The 14,760-nt window shown below is 51.2% G+C and carries 15 protein-coding genes; 13 read left to right on the top strand and 2 right to left on the bottom strand.

The annotated features are described in order from the left end of the window. The first annotated feature begins 4 nt into the window (after nucleotides 1–4). The 9 genes from QIT27_RS12455 to QIT27_RS12415 all read left to right on the top strand — a co-directional run bounded on the left by QIT27_RS12455 (nucleotide 5) and on the right by QIT27_RS12415 (nucleotide 8,836). Nucleotides 5–553 (top strand): TRAP transporter small permease subunit, encoded by a 549-nt coding sequence (locus QIT27_RS12455; protein WP_285264024.1) that lies wholly within the window; start codon nucleotides 5–7, stop codon nucleotides 551–553. Next, complete coding sequence (locus tag QIT27_RS12450) at nucleotides 546–1,871, top strand: TRAP transporter large permease (RefSeq protein ID WP_285264023.1); 1,326 nt, start codon at nucleotides 546–548, stop codon at nucleotides 1,869–1,871. Before QIT27_RS12455 ends, QIT27_RS12450 begins: the two co-directional genes overlap by 8 nt. A gap of 103 nt (nucleotides 1,872–1,974) precedes the next feature. Continuing rightward, nucleotides 1,975–3,003: a TRAP transporter substrate-binding protein gene (locus QIT27_RS12445; protein WP_285264022.1), complete on the top strand. Its 1,029-nt coding sequence runs from the start codon at nucleotides 1,975–1,977 to the stop codon at nucleotides 3,001–3,003. A gap of 43 nt (nucleotides 3,004–3,046) precedes the next feature. After that, on the top strand, nucleotides 3,047–3,238 hold the full coding sequence (gene thmT, locus QIT27_RS12440) for a 2-hydroxymuconate tautomerase (RefSeq protein ID WP_285264021.1): 192 nt from the start codon (nucleotides 3,047–3,049) through the stop codon (nucleotides 3,236–3,238). Between the two features lie 36 nt (nucleotides 3,239–3,274). Beyond that, nucleotides 3,275–4,207 carry a flavin reductase gene (locus tag QIT27_RS12435; RefSeq protein WP_285264020.1) on the top strand — a complete coding sequence of 311 codons (933 nt, stop codon included), beginning with the start codon at nucleotides 3,275–3,277 and terminating at the stop codon, nucleotides 4,205–4,207. Between the two features lie 50 nt (nucleotides 4,208–4,257). Further along, a complete protein-coding gene (locus QIT27_RS12430) occupies nucleotides 4,258–4,824 on the top strand; it encodes a nuclear transport factor 2 family protein (RefSeq protein WP_285264019.1) in 567 nt (188 codons plus the stop codon). A gap of 764 nt (nucleotides 4,825–5,588) precedes the next feature. Further along, nucleotides 5,589–6,695 carry an NAD/NADP-dependent octopine/nopaline dehydrogenase family protein gene (locus QIT27_RS12425; protein WP_285264018.1) on the top strand — a complete coding sequence of 369 codons (1,107 nt, stop codon included), beginning with the start codon at nucleotides 5,589–5,591 and terminating at the stop codon, nucleotides 6,693–6,695. A gap of 24 nt (nucleotides 6,696–6,719) precedes the next feature. Next, nucleotides 6,720–7,697, top strand: coding sequence for a 3-hydroxybutyryl-CoA dehydrogenase (locus tag QIT27_RS12420; protein WP_285264017.1), 978 nt, complete (start codon nucleotides 6,720–6,722; stop codon nucleotides 7,695–7,697). A 74-nt stretch (nucleotides 7,698–7,771) separates the two neighbouring features. After that, nucleotides 7,772–8,836: a TRAP transporter substrate-binding protein gene (locus tag QIT27_RS12415; protein WP_285264016.1), complete on the top strand. Its 1,065-nt coding sequence runs from the start codon at nucleotides 7,772–7,774 to the stop codon at nucleotides 8,834–8,836. A 22-nt stretch (nucleotides 8,837–8,858) separates the two neighbouring features. Here the strand turns inward: QIT27_RS12415 and QIT27_RS12410 are convergent, their stop codons facing one another. After that, nucleotides 8,859–9,875: an AraC family transcriptional regulator gene (locus tag QIT27_RS12410; RefSeq protein ID WP_285264015.1), complete on the bottom strand. Its 1,017-nt coding sequence runs from the start codon at nucleotides 9,873–9,875 to the stop codon at nucleotides 8,859–8,861. Nucleotides 9,876–10,044: 169 nt separating this feature from the next. On the opposite strand from QIT27_RS12410, the gene QIT27_RS12405 reads away from it, so the two are divergent. From QIT27_RS12405 to QIT27_RS12390, 4 genes are all read left to right on the top strand, one after another. Beyond that, nucleotides 10,045–10,521 carry a MarR family winged helix-turn-helix transcriptional regulator gene (locus tag QIT27_RS12405; protein WP_285264014.1) on the top strand — a complete coding sequence of 159 codons (477 nt, stop codon included), beginning with the start codon at nucleotides 10,045–10,047 and terminating at the stop codon, nucleotides 10,519–10,521. A 431-nt stretch (nucleotides 10,522–10,952) separates the two neighbouring features. After that, complete coding sequence (locus QIT27_RS12400) at nucleotides 10,953–12,455, top strand: SLC13 family permease (protein ID WP_285264013.1); 1,503 nt, start codon at nucleotides 10,953–10,955, stop codon at nucleotides 12,453–12,455. A gap of 113 nt (nucleotides 12,456–12,568) precedes the next feature. Continuing rightward, nucleotides 12,569–13,390, top strand: a complete 822-nt coding sequence (locus QIT27_RS12395; RefSeq protein ID WP_285264012.1) for a 3-oxoadipate:acetyl-CoA acetyltransferase — start codon at nucleotides 12,569–12,571, stop codon at nucleotides 13,388–13,390. Between the two features lie 39 nt (nucleotides 13,391–13,429). Continuing rightward, a complete protein-coding gene (locus QIT27_RS12390) occupies nucleotides 13,430–13,837 on the top strand; it encodes a nuclear transport factor 2 family protein (RefSeq protein WP_285264011.1) in 408 nt (135 codons plus the stop codon). Nucleotides 13,838–13,851: 14 nt separating this feature from the next. Here the strand turns inward: QIT27_RS12390 and QIT27_RS12385 are convergent, their stop codons facing one another. After that, the gene (locus tag QIT27_RS12385; protein WP_285264010.1) at nucleotides 13,852–14,757 is read right to left on the bottom strand and encodes a LysR family transcriptional regulator; all 906 of its coding nucleotides are present in this window, start codon (nucleotides 14,755–14,757) and stop codon (nucleotides 13,852–13,854) included. Nucleotides 14,758–14,760: the final 3 nt, after the last annotated feature.

The following is a 14,760-nucleotide window of genomic DNA, read 5'->3' as shown; positions in this document are numbered from 1 at the left end:
CCGTATGCACGCCATCAAAACAAGACTATGTGAGCCGATTTTAAACCTGTGTGGCCTGTGCCTGTTACTGATCGCCTTTGTTATCGGTGCGGGGGTGTTGATGCACCTGTTTGGAGTGTCGCAACTCATTGCGTTTGAAACGCCCCATTGGCTGGTGGGAGGAGTAATTACGTTTAACTCTTTGATGGGGTTACAGGTACTGCTTTTTGCAGTGGCCATCATGATGGCTATTGCCCCGGTCATGCTGTTGGATCGGCACGTTAGGGTTGATGTATTTCACTCGCATCTATCGGCACGCTATCGGCATGGGATCGATATTGTTGGGCATGCCCTGTTCGGTATCCCTTTCTTTGCGCTGCTACTGCTACCCGCTTATCGATTTGTCGAGCGCGCCTACCTGACCAGTGAGCGCTCGACAGATGGGGGGTTGACGGACATATACGTTATCAAGGCCACCCTGCCGATCGGTATCACCCTGTTTTTGGCGGTGCTGGTGTATCTGTTAGTGAAAAGAACTTGGTTATTGATGTCAGGGAGCTCGAATCATGCTTGAACATTGGCTGCCTCTCGCTATGGTGCTGCTGCTCTTTACAGGTATTTTGTCTGGCTATCCGGTGGCGCTGGTACTGGGTGGAGTGTCGGCCATTTTTCTGCTGTTTTCAGATCTTCCCTTGGCCTTCTCCAATCTCATGTTGACGCGCGTGTACGCGAACGCGCTGAGCAACTGGCTATACGTCGCCATACCGATGTTCATCATGATGGGGTTGCTGTTGGAGCGAACCGGCTTGGCCCGTGATGCTTTCCGCGTTAGCGAAGGCTTGCTGCGCAGGCTGCCGGGCCATCTCGCGCTGACGGTGCTGTTCATCGGAGGGTTGATGGCAGCAACTACTGGCGTTGTTGGCGCTTCCGTTGTCTTGCTTGCGGTACTGGCGCTGCCCCGAATGCTTGATGCTGGCTACTCAGCATCGGCGTCGGCGGGGCTAATTTCAGCCTCGGGCACGCTAGCCATTCTGATGCCGCCTTCCGTTATGCTAATCATTCTATCCAGCCTGGTATCGGTACCTGTCGGCCATCTATTCAAGGCTGCCTTGATCCCGAGTGCTTTGTTGCTCCTGCTCTATACCCTCTATTCGCTTGCCCTTGCATGGGGGCAGCGGCGTTCGTCTTTAACGGAGATCAAACGCTCAGTTGAGCAGCAAGGGGGCGGCGTTTGGCGCAACCTGCTGGCTTTGTTCCCTTTTCTCGTACTGATCCCCATCGTGCTTGGCACCATCGTCTCTGGGGTGGCGACGCCTACGGAGGCCAGCGGTGTTGGCGTACTGGCGGTGTTGGGGTTTGCCGGTGTTATGCAGAAAATCGATATGGAATCGGTAATGACAGCGGCGAGAGAGACCGTTGTTTCGACCGCCATGATCATGATGTTGGTCATTACGGCGACCTGCTTCTCGCTAATTTTTAAAGGGGTCGGCGGTGATGGCTTAATTCGCAGTAGTTTGGGGCTGATGGGAGGAGGCAGTTGGAGCGTGTTAGTCCTCATCCTATTGCTGGTCTTCGTGCTGGGATTCTTTCTGGACTGGCTGGAAATATCCTTGATTCTGATGCCCATCTTTGTGCCTATCATTACCCAGCTGGAATTGTCGAATGGTCTTACCGGTGGAGCGCTGCTGGTGTGGTTTGCCATTCTGTTTGCAATCAATTTGCAGACTTCCTTTCTCACTCCCCCGTTCGGCGTATCGCTCTTCTATTTGAAAGGGGCCGTGGGAGATCGCGTTGCCACCTTGGATATTTATCGAGGCGTGCTGCCCTTCATCGCCATCCAACTGTTCGTCTTACTACTGATACTGCTGTTCCCGGGGCTGCTCATGCTGTAAGTCGTTGCATTAACAATCACCGCACAGAGCTTGAGACATAGAACTTAATAAATAGAACTTAAGAAATAAAACTTACGAAACAAATAGAACAGGAGTTAACACTATGAAGTTTTCTTTGAAGAGCACCATTATCGGTACAGGAGCGTCACTACTCGCCTCCACCGCGATGGCCCAGAATTTGACGCTACAATCCGCTTTCCCCTTCAGTCTTGAGGTTATTGATACCTCAATACATCGCTTTGTCGAGGATGTCGCCACGGCGACCAACGGAGAGCTGACCTTCACTCCTTATGATGCTGGGTCCTTTTCACCCCCTTTCGAAATTATGGAGAACGTCGGTAACGGCAGCTTGGATGCAGGTTGGTCGGCCGCCAGCTACTGGGCAGGTCAGATTCCGGCTGCCGCGCTGTTTCAAAGCATCCCCTTCGGCCCCGATGTGCCGAAGTATCTGTCCTGGCTATATGGTGGCGGCGGTCTCGGGCTGTGGGAGGCGCTGTACGCACCCCATAATGTCGTGCCGATTCCTTGTGGGAGCATGATCTCTGAAGCGGGCGGATGGATCACTGAGGAAGTCAACAGTGTTGAAGACCTCAATGGCATGAGCATGCGCATTAGTGGTCTGGGGGGAGAGATAATTAGCCGCTTGGGAGTGTCGCCGGTTTCCATTCCTGCTGGCGAGACGTTTCTCGGGCTTGATACAGGGCGCATTGGTGCCGCTGAACTCAGCTTTCCCACCATCGATACCAGTGCAGGGTTCTTTGAAGTTGCCAAGCACTACTATTTTCCAGGCTGGCATCAGCCCGGTAGCCTCAATGAGCTGCTAATTAATGCTGACGTATGGGCTGGATTGGCGGAAAGCCAGCGCTTGGCCGTACGCAATGCCTGCAGTGATTTGAGCATTCGCATGTTTGCCCACGATATGCAGGCTCAATCCGCCGCCTTGGAAGAGTTTCGCAGCGCTGGAGTAACCGTTGAACGCTTTCCTGAAGAGGTGTTGGCGGCCTTGCAATTGGCCACGGAGGAGGTGCTTGAAGAAGCAGCTCAACGTGATAGCGACTTTACCGAGGTCATTGATTCGTACCAAAACTTTAGCGAGCGCTATGACGAATACCGCGAGCTAACCGATTTTTAACCACTCCGAGTCAACCGCTCTAAGACGGGTAATGAGGATTGCGATGCCTACCGTTCACGTTTACATGATGTCAGGAAGAACACCGCAGCAAAAAGAGTCACTGATCAGTGAGGTGACCGATGCTGTTGTCTCTTCGTTAAGTGCACCTAAAGAGAATGTACGGGTGATTATCAGCGAGGTACCCAAAAGTGAGTATGGGATAGGTGGCGTCACCGGTGAAAAACTAGGCCGCTGATACTCCTCTGCATAAATAGTACAAGAGAGATAGTTTATGAGTATTGATACCCGAGATTTCAGAAACGCCCTGGGAAAGTTCGCTACTGGCGTAACAGTGATAACCACCCGTGATACGGAAGGTGAGCACTATGGCGTAACGGCAAGCAGCTTCAATGCCGTCTCCATTACACCGCCGCTGATTCTATGGAGCATCGATAAAAGCGCCTATAGCCTAGATGCCTACTGTCATGCAGAGCACTTTGTAGTCAATGTGCTGGGCAGTGATCAGGTACCCATCTCTAACCGATTCGCCCAGCGGGGTGAGAACAAGTTCAAGGGGATCGATTTTGAAGAGGGAGTTGGGGGCGGCGCACGAATAGTGGGCGCTGTGGCCCATTTCGAGTGCCGCACTTGGCAGGTATACGAAGGCGGCGACCACTTCATCATCGTCGGGGAGGTGCTGAAGTATGACTACCAGGATGGTCGAGGGGCTTTAGTCTTCCACAACGGGCGCTATGCCCTGCCTGAGCCCCATCCGATGACGATTTCTCAAGAGGAGGTCGAGACGGGAGAGGGGCTTCTGGGGCATCACTTTCTTTATCTGTTGCGCCAGTCCCTATCTGCCTATCGTAAGGATTTCTATCCTCGCCTCAAGCACATGGGGGTGGACGAGAAGGAGTGGCGAGTTCTGACCCTGCTGCTTGATCGAGGAGCGCTGCCCCTTGAAACCATTGCCCAACGAGTAGCGCAGCCCATCGAAGACCTGGAGGACACCTTAAGCGGTCTGACACGCCGGGGACTGGTAAGCGACCATTATGATAAAGCCGCTACCTTTGCTCTGACTGATGCTGGAGGCGAGCTGGCCTGTAAGCTGCTGAAAATGGCGCGGGAGTATGAGCAGAAGGTATTTGAAGGTGTGGGTGAGGAGGAGGTGAGCGTTCTGAAAGGGGGACTTGAGCGTGTTATTGAGCAGCTAGGAACCCCCTGACGAGTCACGGCGAAGAGTAGAAAATAGCGCTACCATCGGAGGAAAATAATATGACGGAAGTGTCTGCAGCAGCGTTTCAACAACTCATGAATCGCGTCGATACCCTAGAGGCCGAGTCCGAAATTCGTCGGATTCAAACCCGGTATATGTTTCTTTGTGACACCCCCATGCCGGAGTACGGTATCGAGAATGACGAGCAGCGTATTAATCAAATCATGGCGCTCTATACTGAGGATGCGGTTTGGGAGGGGGTCGGTGAGTATTACGACGGTCAGTTTGGACGTCTAGAGGGAGCTACAGCTATTCGACGCCACTTCGAGAATTTCTGGGGGCAGAAAAAAGATCCTCAATTACTCCTGAATGTGCACTACCTGACCTCTGAACAAATTCATGTCAAGGGCAATACAGCGACTGGGCAGTGGGTGCACTGCCAGCCGTGGATTTTTTCTGATGGTAGCTCGCTCCTGCGTTCATCACGGCTTAATAATGCCTTTAGAAAGCAGGATGACGGACGCTGGTTAATTACCCGTACACGGACGGAAAATGTGTTTGTAACCCCCTTGAAAGAGGGTTGGGCAACGGACTTTCCTGCTAAGTCGGTGTTAATGAAATCCTAGTATTTCGTGAGTCAGTATTGATTAGCAGCACCTATTTACTACAGTAGAGTGCTGTTATGTTTTTATTTTTTATCGAGTTTATTTTTTCTAACTGAGGTGGCTGGTTTAAGGCTTCCCATAAAAAAAGATGATCGATCATCTTGGTCGCTGAGGCTGTTCTTTATTTGCTAAAAGGCACGCTTTTAAAATTTTATTTAGGATAAAATGAAATTTTTATCGGTAATATAAAATGCCGCAGTTTGTGGTGTGGTTGTTAGATGTCAGCGTTAATAATTTCTCCATTAATGATGAGCGCGGTAGGGCTGATCATGCATTGACTGTTTTCGAGTTGTCGTTCTGCAGCCAAAAGGTAATTTTAAGCTATTGATAAAATTAATTTTTAATAGTGTTGCTGTAGTAAGGTTCGTTTTGGTTCAGTCCTAAAATTCGATTCATATTAAAATTAGCTAAATCTTCTGGTGATTTTTCTAGTTTAAGTCTAATGCTGGTGGTCAATCTCTTGATGCTAATTCCAAAAGCTAGGGGAAGTCTCATCAATGAATACATGGCGGCCGGCATGTTGTAATAAGTGTTGAATTGTTTGGGTTGAGCTGTTTGGTTTTAATTTAAAGGTAAATTTTTAGCGCAAAGTCGTTGGGTTTGAATGGTAAGAACGCATTAGTTGCGTTTTTTGAATATCGACTGCGCATTGTGGATATCCGTCAGTAACCTTATGGCTATACCGTTGGATGACCATACACGGTTAACAAGAAACGGAGATAAGCATGAAAGTCAGCGTTATTGGCGGTGGACATGGTTGCTACGCTGCAGCCATCGAGATGGTGGAGAAAGGTTTCGATGTGACATTATGGCGGCGAGATGGCAATGCTCTGAAAGAGTTGCGTCAATTGGGCTATTTGGACGTCAAGGATGCGCAGGGCGAGCGGCGTATTCAGATTGGCACTCACAAGGATCAACTATCGCTAACAGATAGCCTGGCGGAGGCGACGCAACAGGCGGAGCTGCTGATTGTGCCGTTACCCGCCACGTCTCATGACACTCTAGCCGACCAGTTGGGTCCGCTACTACGGGGTGATCAGGTGGTCTTTCTACCGCCGGGTACTTTTGGCAGCTATCTGTTCCACCGAGCGATGCGAAAAGCGGGCAACAGAAGCCAAGTGGCTTTCTGTGAAACGGGAACGCTCCCCTATTTGGCGCGTAAGCACGGTACGAATAAGGTAGTCATCAGTGTTTATGCAACCCGGCTCCCTACCGGTGTCTTCCCCAACGAACTGTCAGCACACGCCTTTTCTGTATTGCGAAAGGCCTATCCCAGCGTTGAACCCATCGAAGATGGCCTCAGTGGCGCCTTAATGAACGCTGGCCCTATTATCCATCCGCCTTTAATTATGATGAATGCGGGGCCACTAGAGCATTTTGATGCCTGGGATATTCACAACGAAGGAACCCAGCCCTCTATCCGCAGAGTGACCACCGCGCTAGATAATGAACGTATCGCGGTGCGCGAAAAGCTGGGTTACCAGCCCTCCCATTTTCCTCTTGCTAACCACTATGCCGCTGAAGGCGAGGAGTGGATGTATGGTCGTGGAGCCCACGGCAAACTGACCGATAGTGGCGACTGGCGAGAGAACATTGACCTTCATAGCCATCGTTACATGCTGGAGGACACCCGGATAGGGCTCTCCTTCATCGTGTCGGTTGGCCGCTGGGCGGGGCAGCCAACGCCAGTGGCGGAGGGGCTGTTGAGCATTGCTTCGGCGATCACAGGCCAAGATCTCTATGCTCAAGGCCGAACGCTGGAAATGCTGGGGCTGGATTCGCTCTCTCAAGCGCAGATGCGCTCCTTATTGACGTATGGCATTCAGGCCTGACCTACCGATAGAGGAGACCGCATCATGCAGGACAACATCATCGTTTTGGGAGCAGGAAGAATGGGAGAAGGTATTGCCCTCTCATTCATTCTGGCTGGGAAGGAGGTCGTGCTGATCGACTTCAAGCCTCGCAGCCCTGAAGAGCGTCAGCACTATTATGAGCAGGCTCGCAGTCGGCTAGTAACTGAGCTCAAGTATCTTCAAGAGAAGCGGCTCATTCAGGAAGAGCAGATCGCTTCAATGGTGAAGCAACTTCGTATCGTGGATGACCAGCAGGTGCAGATGGTGGCAGGAAGCCGTCTGGTTTTCGAGGCGCTGCCTGAAGTTAGCGAAATTAAGCAGCAAGGGCTGTCCTGGGCAAGCCGCCATTTAGATAAAGAGGCCGTTATCGCTTCTACGACGTCCACTTTTCTAGTCACCGAACTCGCTTGCATGGTTAGCCATCCAGCCCGTTTTATGAACGCCCACTGGCTTAATCCTGCTCATTTGATGCCCTTAGTGGAGGTAAGTCGGGGCAAGGATACCGAGCAGCGCTATGTCGATGAGCTGTTCACGGTGCTTAAAGGGATAGGGAAAGTACCGGTGCTGTGCGAGGCGGCGCCAGGCTACATCATTCCTCGCCTGCAGGTGCTGCTCATGAATGAAGCCGCGCGTATGGTCGAGGAGGGCGTTGCCAGCGCCGAGGATATCGATGTGGCCATCCGGGTTGGGCTGGGGTTGCGCTACTCGGTGCTGGGAGTGCTGGAGTTCATCGATTGGGGCGGTGGCGATACGCTTTTCTACGCATCCAACTACCTGTGCGACAAGCTGGATAACCGCTTCAAGTCACCAGAGGTTATTACCCGAAATATGCAAGAGCAGCGTCGAGGCTTCCAAGATGGCGTGGGCTTCTTCGACTACTCAGGGGTCGATCTATCGAACTACCGAAGACAGCGCTCCGACGCTTTTCTAAAGCGTCTTGAGCTACTTGACCTTATGCCGACAGTCACTACCCATTATTAATCCTTCACAGTCTATAAAGCGCCTATTGGAAACCATGCTGTTGTTTCTGTAGGCCTTCGCCGAGGATAGTCATAATGAAAAAGAGTACACAAGTGGGAGCGTTAACAGCACTAATAGCTTTAATGACGTTGGTGGGGTGTAGCGATGCGCAGGAGGAAGTAGTCGATGAGACTAGCGAAGATGCACAAGTGATTACCCTCAGCTACGCTTTCTTTGCCCCTGCGCAGAGCTTTCCGGCCATTCAGATGAAGCATTGGGCGAAAGAGCTCAATGAACGTACCGATGGTCGTGTCGAGGTTGACCTCTACCCCGGGGGCTCCTTGTTGACGGCCAGCAATATGTACGATGGGGTGTTGAACGGTGTTGCGGATATAGGACTTTCCGCCACCTCTTACGAGCCGGGCCGTTTTCCCCTGATCAACTTGGCCGGGAGTTTGACTGGCCAGGACGTCAATTCAGAAGTCGCCAGCCGCGTGACTTACCAACTGATTCAAGAGTTTGGTGACCAAATGCCCGAACTCGAAGAGTTCAAGGTCATCACGGCCTTTACATCGGAGCCTGCTTATTTCCAAACCATTGAACCGATTCATCAACTGGAAGACTTGAATGGACTGGAAATCAGGATTTCCGGCGATAACTCCAGGGCGCTGGATGCACTGGGAGTAACAGCAGTAGGCATGTCTCAGGCCGATGCTGGCGAGGCACTTCAGTCGGGCATTATCGATGGGTATGCGGCTTCCCGGGAAGTGCTAATGGATATGCAGTTTGCGCGTTTGGCTAAGTACGTGACCGATTATCCCTTAACTAACACCATTTTTGCAGCGCTGATGTCGAGAGAGAAGTGGGAGGCGCTCCCTGATGATATACAGGCGGTTATCGAAGAGTTAGCGCCGGAGATGGCAACCTTCACCGGTCAATATCTCGATGAGCATATACAGCGTTCACTTGAGTGGGCGCAACAGGAAGAGGCGGTTGAAGTGATAGCGCTTGACGATGATGAGGCTAGCCGTTGGGACGATCAGCTCGCGCCGGTCAATGAGGCTATCCTGTCGGGTGCAGAGCAGCAGGGCCTACCCGCGTACGCCTTTGCAGAACGAATGAGTGAGCTGATTAAGGAGTTTCGTACCGAGGCTGAGTAAAAGAGCAGAGACGATCATAGCCTCAGAACGAGGCGTTGGTCAATTCGTTACCAATAGTATGTTCGCGTTTTGAATGTAGTGTTTGCACGGGGGTCACCCCATAGACCTCCTTGTATTGTGCAGAAAAGTGGCCAGGACTGTTGATGCCATGCTGCATGATGATATCGGTGACACGGTGGTCACGAGGGGCATTAATCAGTGCTTGGTGCACACTCTTCATGCGTTGCTGAGTAAAATAGCTTTTGGGTGAGAGGCCGACAAATTGCTGGAAGCCGTACTGCAGCGTGCGCTTTGATACCCCCACCATCGAGGCCAGTGTTTCGAGCTCGATACTCTGCTTAAGATTTTGTTCAATAAGCGTTTTGGCGTTTTTTACATAGTGTGGAAGAGGAGTGTGGTTGCCACTCAAGCGCTGACTGTAGTTATTCATGAACAGCCCAAGAAGACTGTCATATAAGTAGTTTTCCATCAGTTTGGTCTGCTGGCTCGGAATATTTTGCTGATGAAGCGAGTCAGTGATACGGGAAAAATACTTGATGGTATCCAGAAGAAAGGCCGTGCCGGGATAATGCTCGGGAAAGTAGTGGTCAAAGATAATTGGAAGATCGATGCGCTGTTCAAGTCGACACGAAAGGCGTTGTTCCAACCGGTGACGTGGTACTCGAACGATAATGTTATGGCAGTTCGGAGAGGTTTGAATGAGCGCGCGTTGACAGGGTGATGTGACGGTAACTCCTCCCTGAATCATCCTGACCTGACGGTCAGCGTATACGATAGTTCCCTGTCCTTCCAGAGTGACCCGAAATAGATAAACGTTTGACTCTTCGACAGGATCAATTTCGACATTAGCACCATATTGCAGTTCGATAATAGCCAATTGGTCGAAGCTAACCGCACTTAAGCGTGAGGCAAGTCGCGGGCCGTCAAATAAACGCATGCGATGTGGGCAGAGGTAGTGTGTGACATGCTCACGAATGACCTCTTGTGAGTCGGTGCGCAAAATAGCGTGCTTTTGCAGCAAAAACGGTGTTGTACCCATGGTTCGCCTCAACAATGCACCGAATAGGTGATGGTTTTGGGTTGTGAAGCCGAGGCAATATCGGCTGAGCCATTAAATGACACGCTCTATCTCTAAAAGCTCCAGGCGCTTACACTCGAATGGATATATGCTAGAATAATCCACTATTTTTTTGGATGGCGTACTTCTTATGGTCGACAAGGATGAATTATCGTCTTCCTTTTTTCCTCTTGCCGATGAGTTTCGCTCGCGTGATTTTCCTTTTTATTGGGTCGCGAGGCTGAATGCTAAATACAGCGCTGATGTCGATACACTACTGAAACCACACGGGCTCAGTTCGTCTAAGTGGCGCATTCTCATGATCCTACATGAACATGGGCGCCTTAGCATGTCTGATATATCAGTACACGCTGTTGCAAAATTGTCAACCATCACAAAAATTGTGTATCGAATGCAAGAGGCGGGTTTACTCAAAACAGAAGCCAGCCCGCAGGACGGTCGCGTCACGGAAGTAGAGCTTACCGAGGCGGGTGAGGCAAAGCTGGATATTGCTCGGCAAGTTACTAGCCGTCTGGTGGAAAAAGCCTTTGCCGATTTCAGTAAACAGGACATTGTGTATATCAATCAGTGCTTAAGTAGGATGTTTCATAACTTAAACGCGCTTTAAGGTCTAGAGGGACGCTGGAATTACTGCCGTCGTGGCCAAAGTGCTTACATTTGCCCTATGGGTTATCTAATAGCCCTGCCCTTTCCTGGACTACTCCTTTTTATTCAAACTTCAGCTTAGCGCTTTTGCTTAAACGTCACGCGGGTAGTGAAATTGCCACGCTTTTCGCAGTAGCCCATCCATTAGTCGTAAACTATACGTCGTAATTAAGCAGGTTATTACCTATCCCTTGTGAAAGTCACGAATAGGTCAAGTACAAAAATAACAGCTGTTTATATTTAAATGACTGATTTTATTGACTATATGGAGTTCTCTATGTTCATGCCAATTTACTCAGTTAGGTATGTGCATCAACCTGAGAGGTATTGGTAGCACAACACTACAAACGTAACACTCATCTGCACTGTTATTGCTATGCAGGTAAAACGATCATGTCGCATACCTCAGGGGCCGTTGAACAAGCGCCCTACCCTGAAGCCTCTGCTTTCAAGCCAATCTCTCTTGTAATGGGTATCGTTATTGGCTTGGGTGTTCTCTTCCTTTTACCTGAAACGCTGGCCTTCAATGCTCGTCTAGTGGCGGGTATTGCTATGTTGATGGCCACTTGGTGGATGACAGAGGCGATACCTATTCCGGCCACGTCGCTGTTGCCGCTTGTAATGTTCCCTTTTTTCGATATTGCCTCGGTCGGAGCGACCGCCTCGCCCTATGCTCACAGCATTGTCTTTCTAGTATTGGGTGGTGTACTGCTGGGCTTGGCAACGCAGCGCTGGGATTTACATCGTCGCTTCGCGTTACTGACGGTGCTCACCGTGGGTACTAAACCCGCTCAAATTGTCTTCGGTCTGATGTTCGCAAGCTGGTTCATCACCATGTGGGTGAGCAACACAGCAACCGCAGTGATTATGGTGCCAATCGGTGGCTCGATCATTGCCTTAGTGAAGTCGCTGGGTAACGGTGATGACACGCCCAAGTTTTCTGCTGCTGTGCTACTGGGCATTGCCTATGCCATCACCATCGGCTCCATGGCGACGCTGATCGGTCAGCCACCGATGGCGCTAATGCGCGCCTACATGGAAGACACTCACGGGCTTAGCATCGGCTTTGGTCACTGGATGCTGGTAGGTGTGCCTTTCTCATTCACTATGCTGATGCTGGCTTGGTTAGTCCTGAACAAGCTGGTATTCCGCTCGGAAGTTGAGAATATTCAGGGAGGGCGAGCGATGATAGAGACAGAGCTCAAGGGTATGGGCCGACTATCGCCTGAAGAATCACGTGTATTGATGGTCTTTGCTGGGGCAGTGTTCTGCTGGGTATTTTTGCCATTAATCGCGCAATTTCCATTTGTGCAGAATGCGCTGCCTTGGCTCTCCAACATCAACGACACCAGCGTGGCGATTCTCGCGGCAATTCTAATGTTTGTAATTCCTGCTTCTAAAGGAAAAGGGGCATTGCTGGCGTGGTCGGCTACGCGGGACGTGCCTTGGGGAGTACTGATTCTATTTGGTGGTGGCCTAACACTTTCAGCCCAATTCACCGCCACCGGTTTAAGCGCCTGGGTTGGCGAGAGCGTATCGGGATTATCGGGGTTACCTCCAACCCTGATCCTAGCCATCACTGCTATCGTCATTATCCTATTGACCGAGCTAACCAGTAACACGGCGACGGCGGCTGCCTTCTTCCCGATTATGGGATCTATTGCCGTGGGACTGGGTATAGAACCTTTTCTGATGACCATCGTGGTTACCTTTGCTGTGAGCTGCGCCTTTATGCTGCCCGTAGCGACACCCTCTAATGCCGTGGCTTTCGCAACCGGAGATCTTCCCATCAAGAACATGATTCGGGCAGGTATCTGGCTCAACGTTATTGGTTTGTTGGTGATAATGGTCGCGCTCTACACCATTGTTCCTCTGGTATTTGCTGTCTCTTTCTAAATTGGGTCTACAAAGGTCACTGACAGCGATTTCGATTTGACGCTGATAAGTATCCGCTCTATTTTGTTCGTAAAAAAAATTAATGTTCGCAATAAGAACAAAAGGAGTTTTACATGTCTCAGCCCTGCATAATTTGCGTCGCCATTACCGGTAGCCTGCCACGCAAAGAGAACAACCCTGCCGTGCCCATCACGGTTGAAGAGCAGATTGAAAGCACTCAGGCAGCGTTTGAGGCGGGGGCTACCATCGCCCACTGCCATGTGCGTAACGATGATCAAACCCCCTCATCCGATCCTGAGAAATTCGGTCATCTGATGGAAGGGCTCAATAAACACTGCCCAGGAATGATTATTCAGCTCTCTACTGGCGGGCGCTCGGGGGCAGGAGAAGCACGAGGAGGAATGCTGCCGCTCAAGCCTGATATGGCCAGCCTCTCGGTGGGTTCCAATAACTTCCCCAACCGTGTTTACGAGAACCCGCCCCAGCTAGTGGAGTGGCTTGCCGATGAGATGCTCAAGTACGGCGTAAAACCTGAAATCGAAGCGTTTGATTTGTCACATATCCACCAAGCGGTGAATCTTTCAAAGCAAGGCAAGCTAAAGACGCCGCTCTACGTACAGTTTGTCATGGGCGTCAAGAATTCGATGCCAGCGGACAAGCCAACGTTTGATTTCTATATCGATACACTCAAGCGACTGGCTCCGGATGCGCAGTGGTGTGGTGCTGGCATCGGCGCCAATCAATACCTGCTTAACGAGTGGTCGATTGCGGCGGGTGGTCATACCCGTACCGGGCTTGAAGATAACGTGCGCCTGTATAGTAAGACGCTGGCGCCCTCCAACGCGGCGTTGGTAGAGCGCACCGTCGACCTATGCGAAAGATATGAGCGCTCGGTGGCTACCTGGCAACAGGCGCGTGAGATGCTTGGGTTATAAACAATATAAAACCGACAATTAATAAGCAGGAGTTAAGTTATGACCGATGTCACTATCGTGGGTGATGCGCCTGAGATCGACGAGATTAAGCGTGTTGTGCAGCTATATGTCGATGGCTTTCAAGGCGGTCGAGAAAAGCTGGAGGAGGCGTTTCATAAGGATGCGTGGATTTTTGCTGTGGACGCTGATGGTGCGTTAGCGACTGATCTGATCAGCGACCGTTTCGAGCGTTGGGCGAACAGCCAGCGAGCGGTGAAGAGCCGCTTTATTGCGGTGACCCAAGCCGGAGAAGTGGCCAGCGTATTGTTAGGTTTTGATAACAGCGAAAACCTTGAGGATTCATGGGTCGATGTGATTGCCTTGGTGAAGTTCGACGGCATCTGGAAAATCACCAATAAAACGGTCGCCCATAGCACGCGTGCCGCGTGGGCGAAGCCAAGCTCCTAGGGCGTTGGTTGCACCTACTCAGAAAACAGAGAAAACATCAGCCCACGCAGCCAGCGGTTGCCAGGGTCCTGATGAAAGCGACGGTGCCAGAAAAGATTAATCGGGATTTCTGGGAGCGTTAGGGGGTGCTCACGAATGGCTAGCCCGAAACGTATTCGCGTCGCCTCGGCTAATTTATCGGTGACCGTCACCACTAGATCGCTACTGCTGACGATATAGGGAACCGCCGCGAAATGCGGCAGTGTTAGCCGAACTGGGCGCATAACCCCAGCGTGCGCAAGATGCTCTTCGATAATGCCATGCCCGGTGCCTCGTGCAACCACCACAGCGTGGTGCGCTGTGCGAAACGCCTCAAGGCTAAATTCTTTTGCGGCGAGCGGGTGATGCTCGCGCATTAGGCAAACATAGCGTTGTACAAACAGTCGCTGCTGGTAGAAGCCTGCTCCTAGTTGCGGGATCAGGCCAACTGCCAAATCTATCTCTCCCTCTTCCATCTCATTTTTCAGGTCATTATGGTGACTGCGCACGGTGTTGATTGACACCCCCGGTGCGTGGTGTGAGAGATGTTGTAGCAGGCGTGGGAGAAACACTATTTCACCGATATCGGTCATGTTGATATGGAAAGTGCGATCACTCTGCGCGGGGTTGAAATCGTCGCATAGGTTCAGCGTGTCGTTCATTCGCGACAACGCATCCGCAATGCCCGGGTGAAGTCGACTGGCACGGGGCGTAGGTTGCAAACCTTGCGACGTGCGCTCGAAAAGTTCGTCCTCCAGCAAGTGGCGTAAGCGTTTCAGTGCGTGGCTCACCGCCGGTTGGGTGATACCCAAGCGCAGCGCCACCCGTTGTGTATTTTGTTCTTGGTACAACAAGTCAAAAAAAACCAGCAGATTCAGGTCAATGTTGGCAAGTTTCTCCATCAC

The sequence above is a fragment of the Halomonas sp. LC1 genome, assembly GCF_030247125.1.
Taxonomy (GTDB): domain Bacteria; phylum Pseudomonadota; class Gammaproteobacteria; order Pseudomonadales; family Halomonadaceae; genus Vreelandella.
Note: the sequence above shows the minus strand (reverse complement) of the source record. Positions and strands in the feature narration are given on the sequence as shown.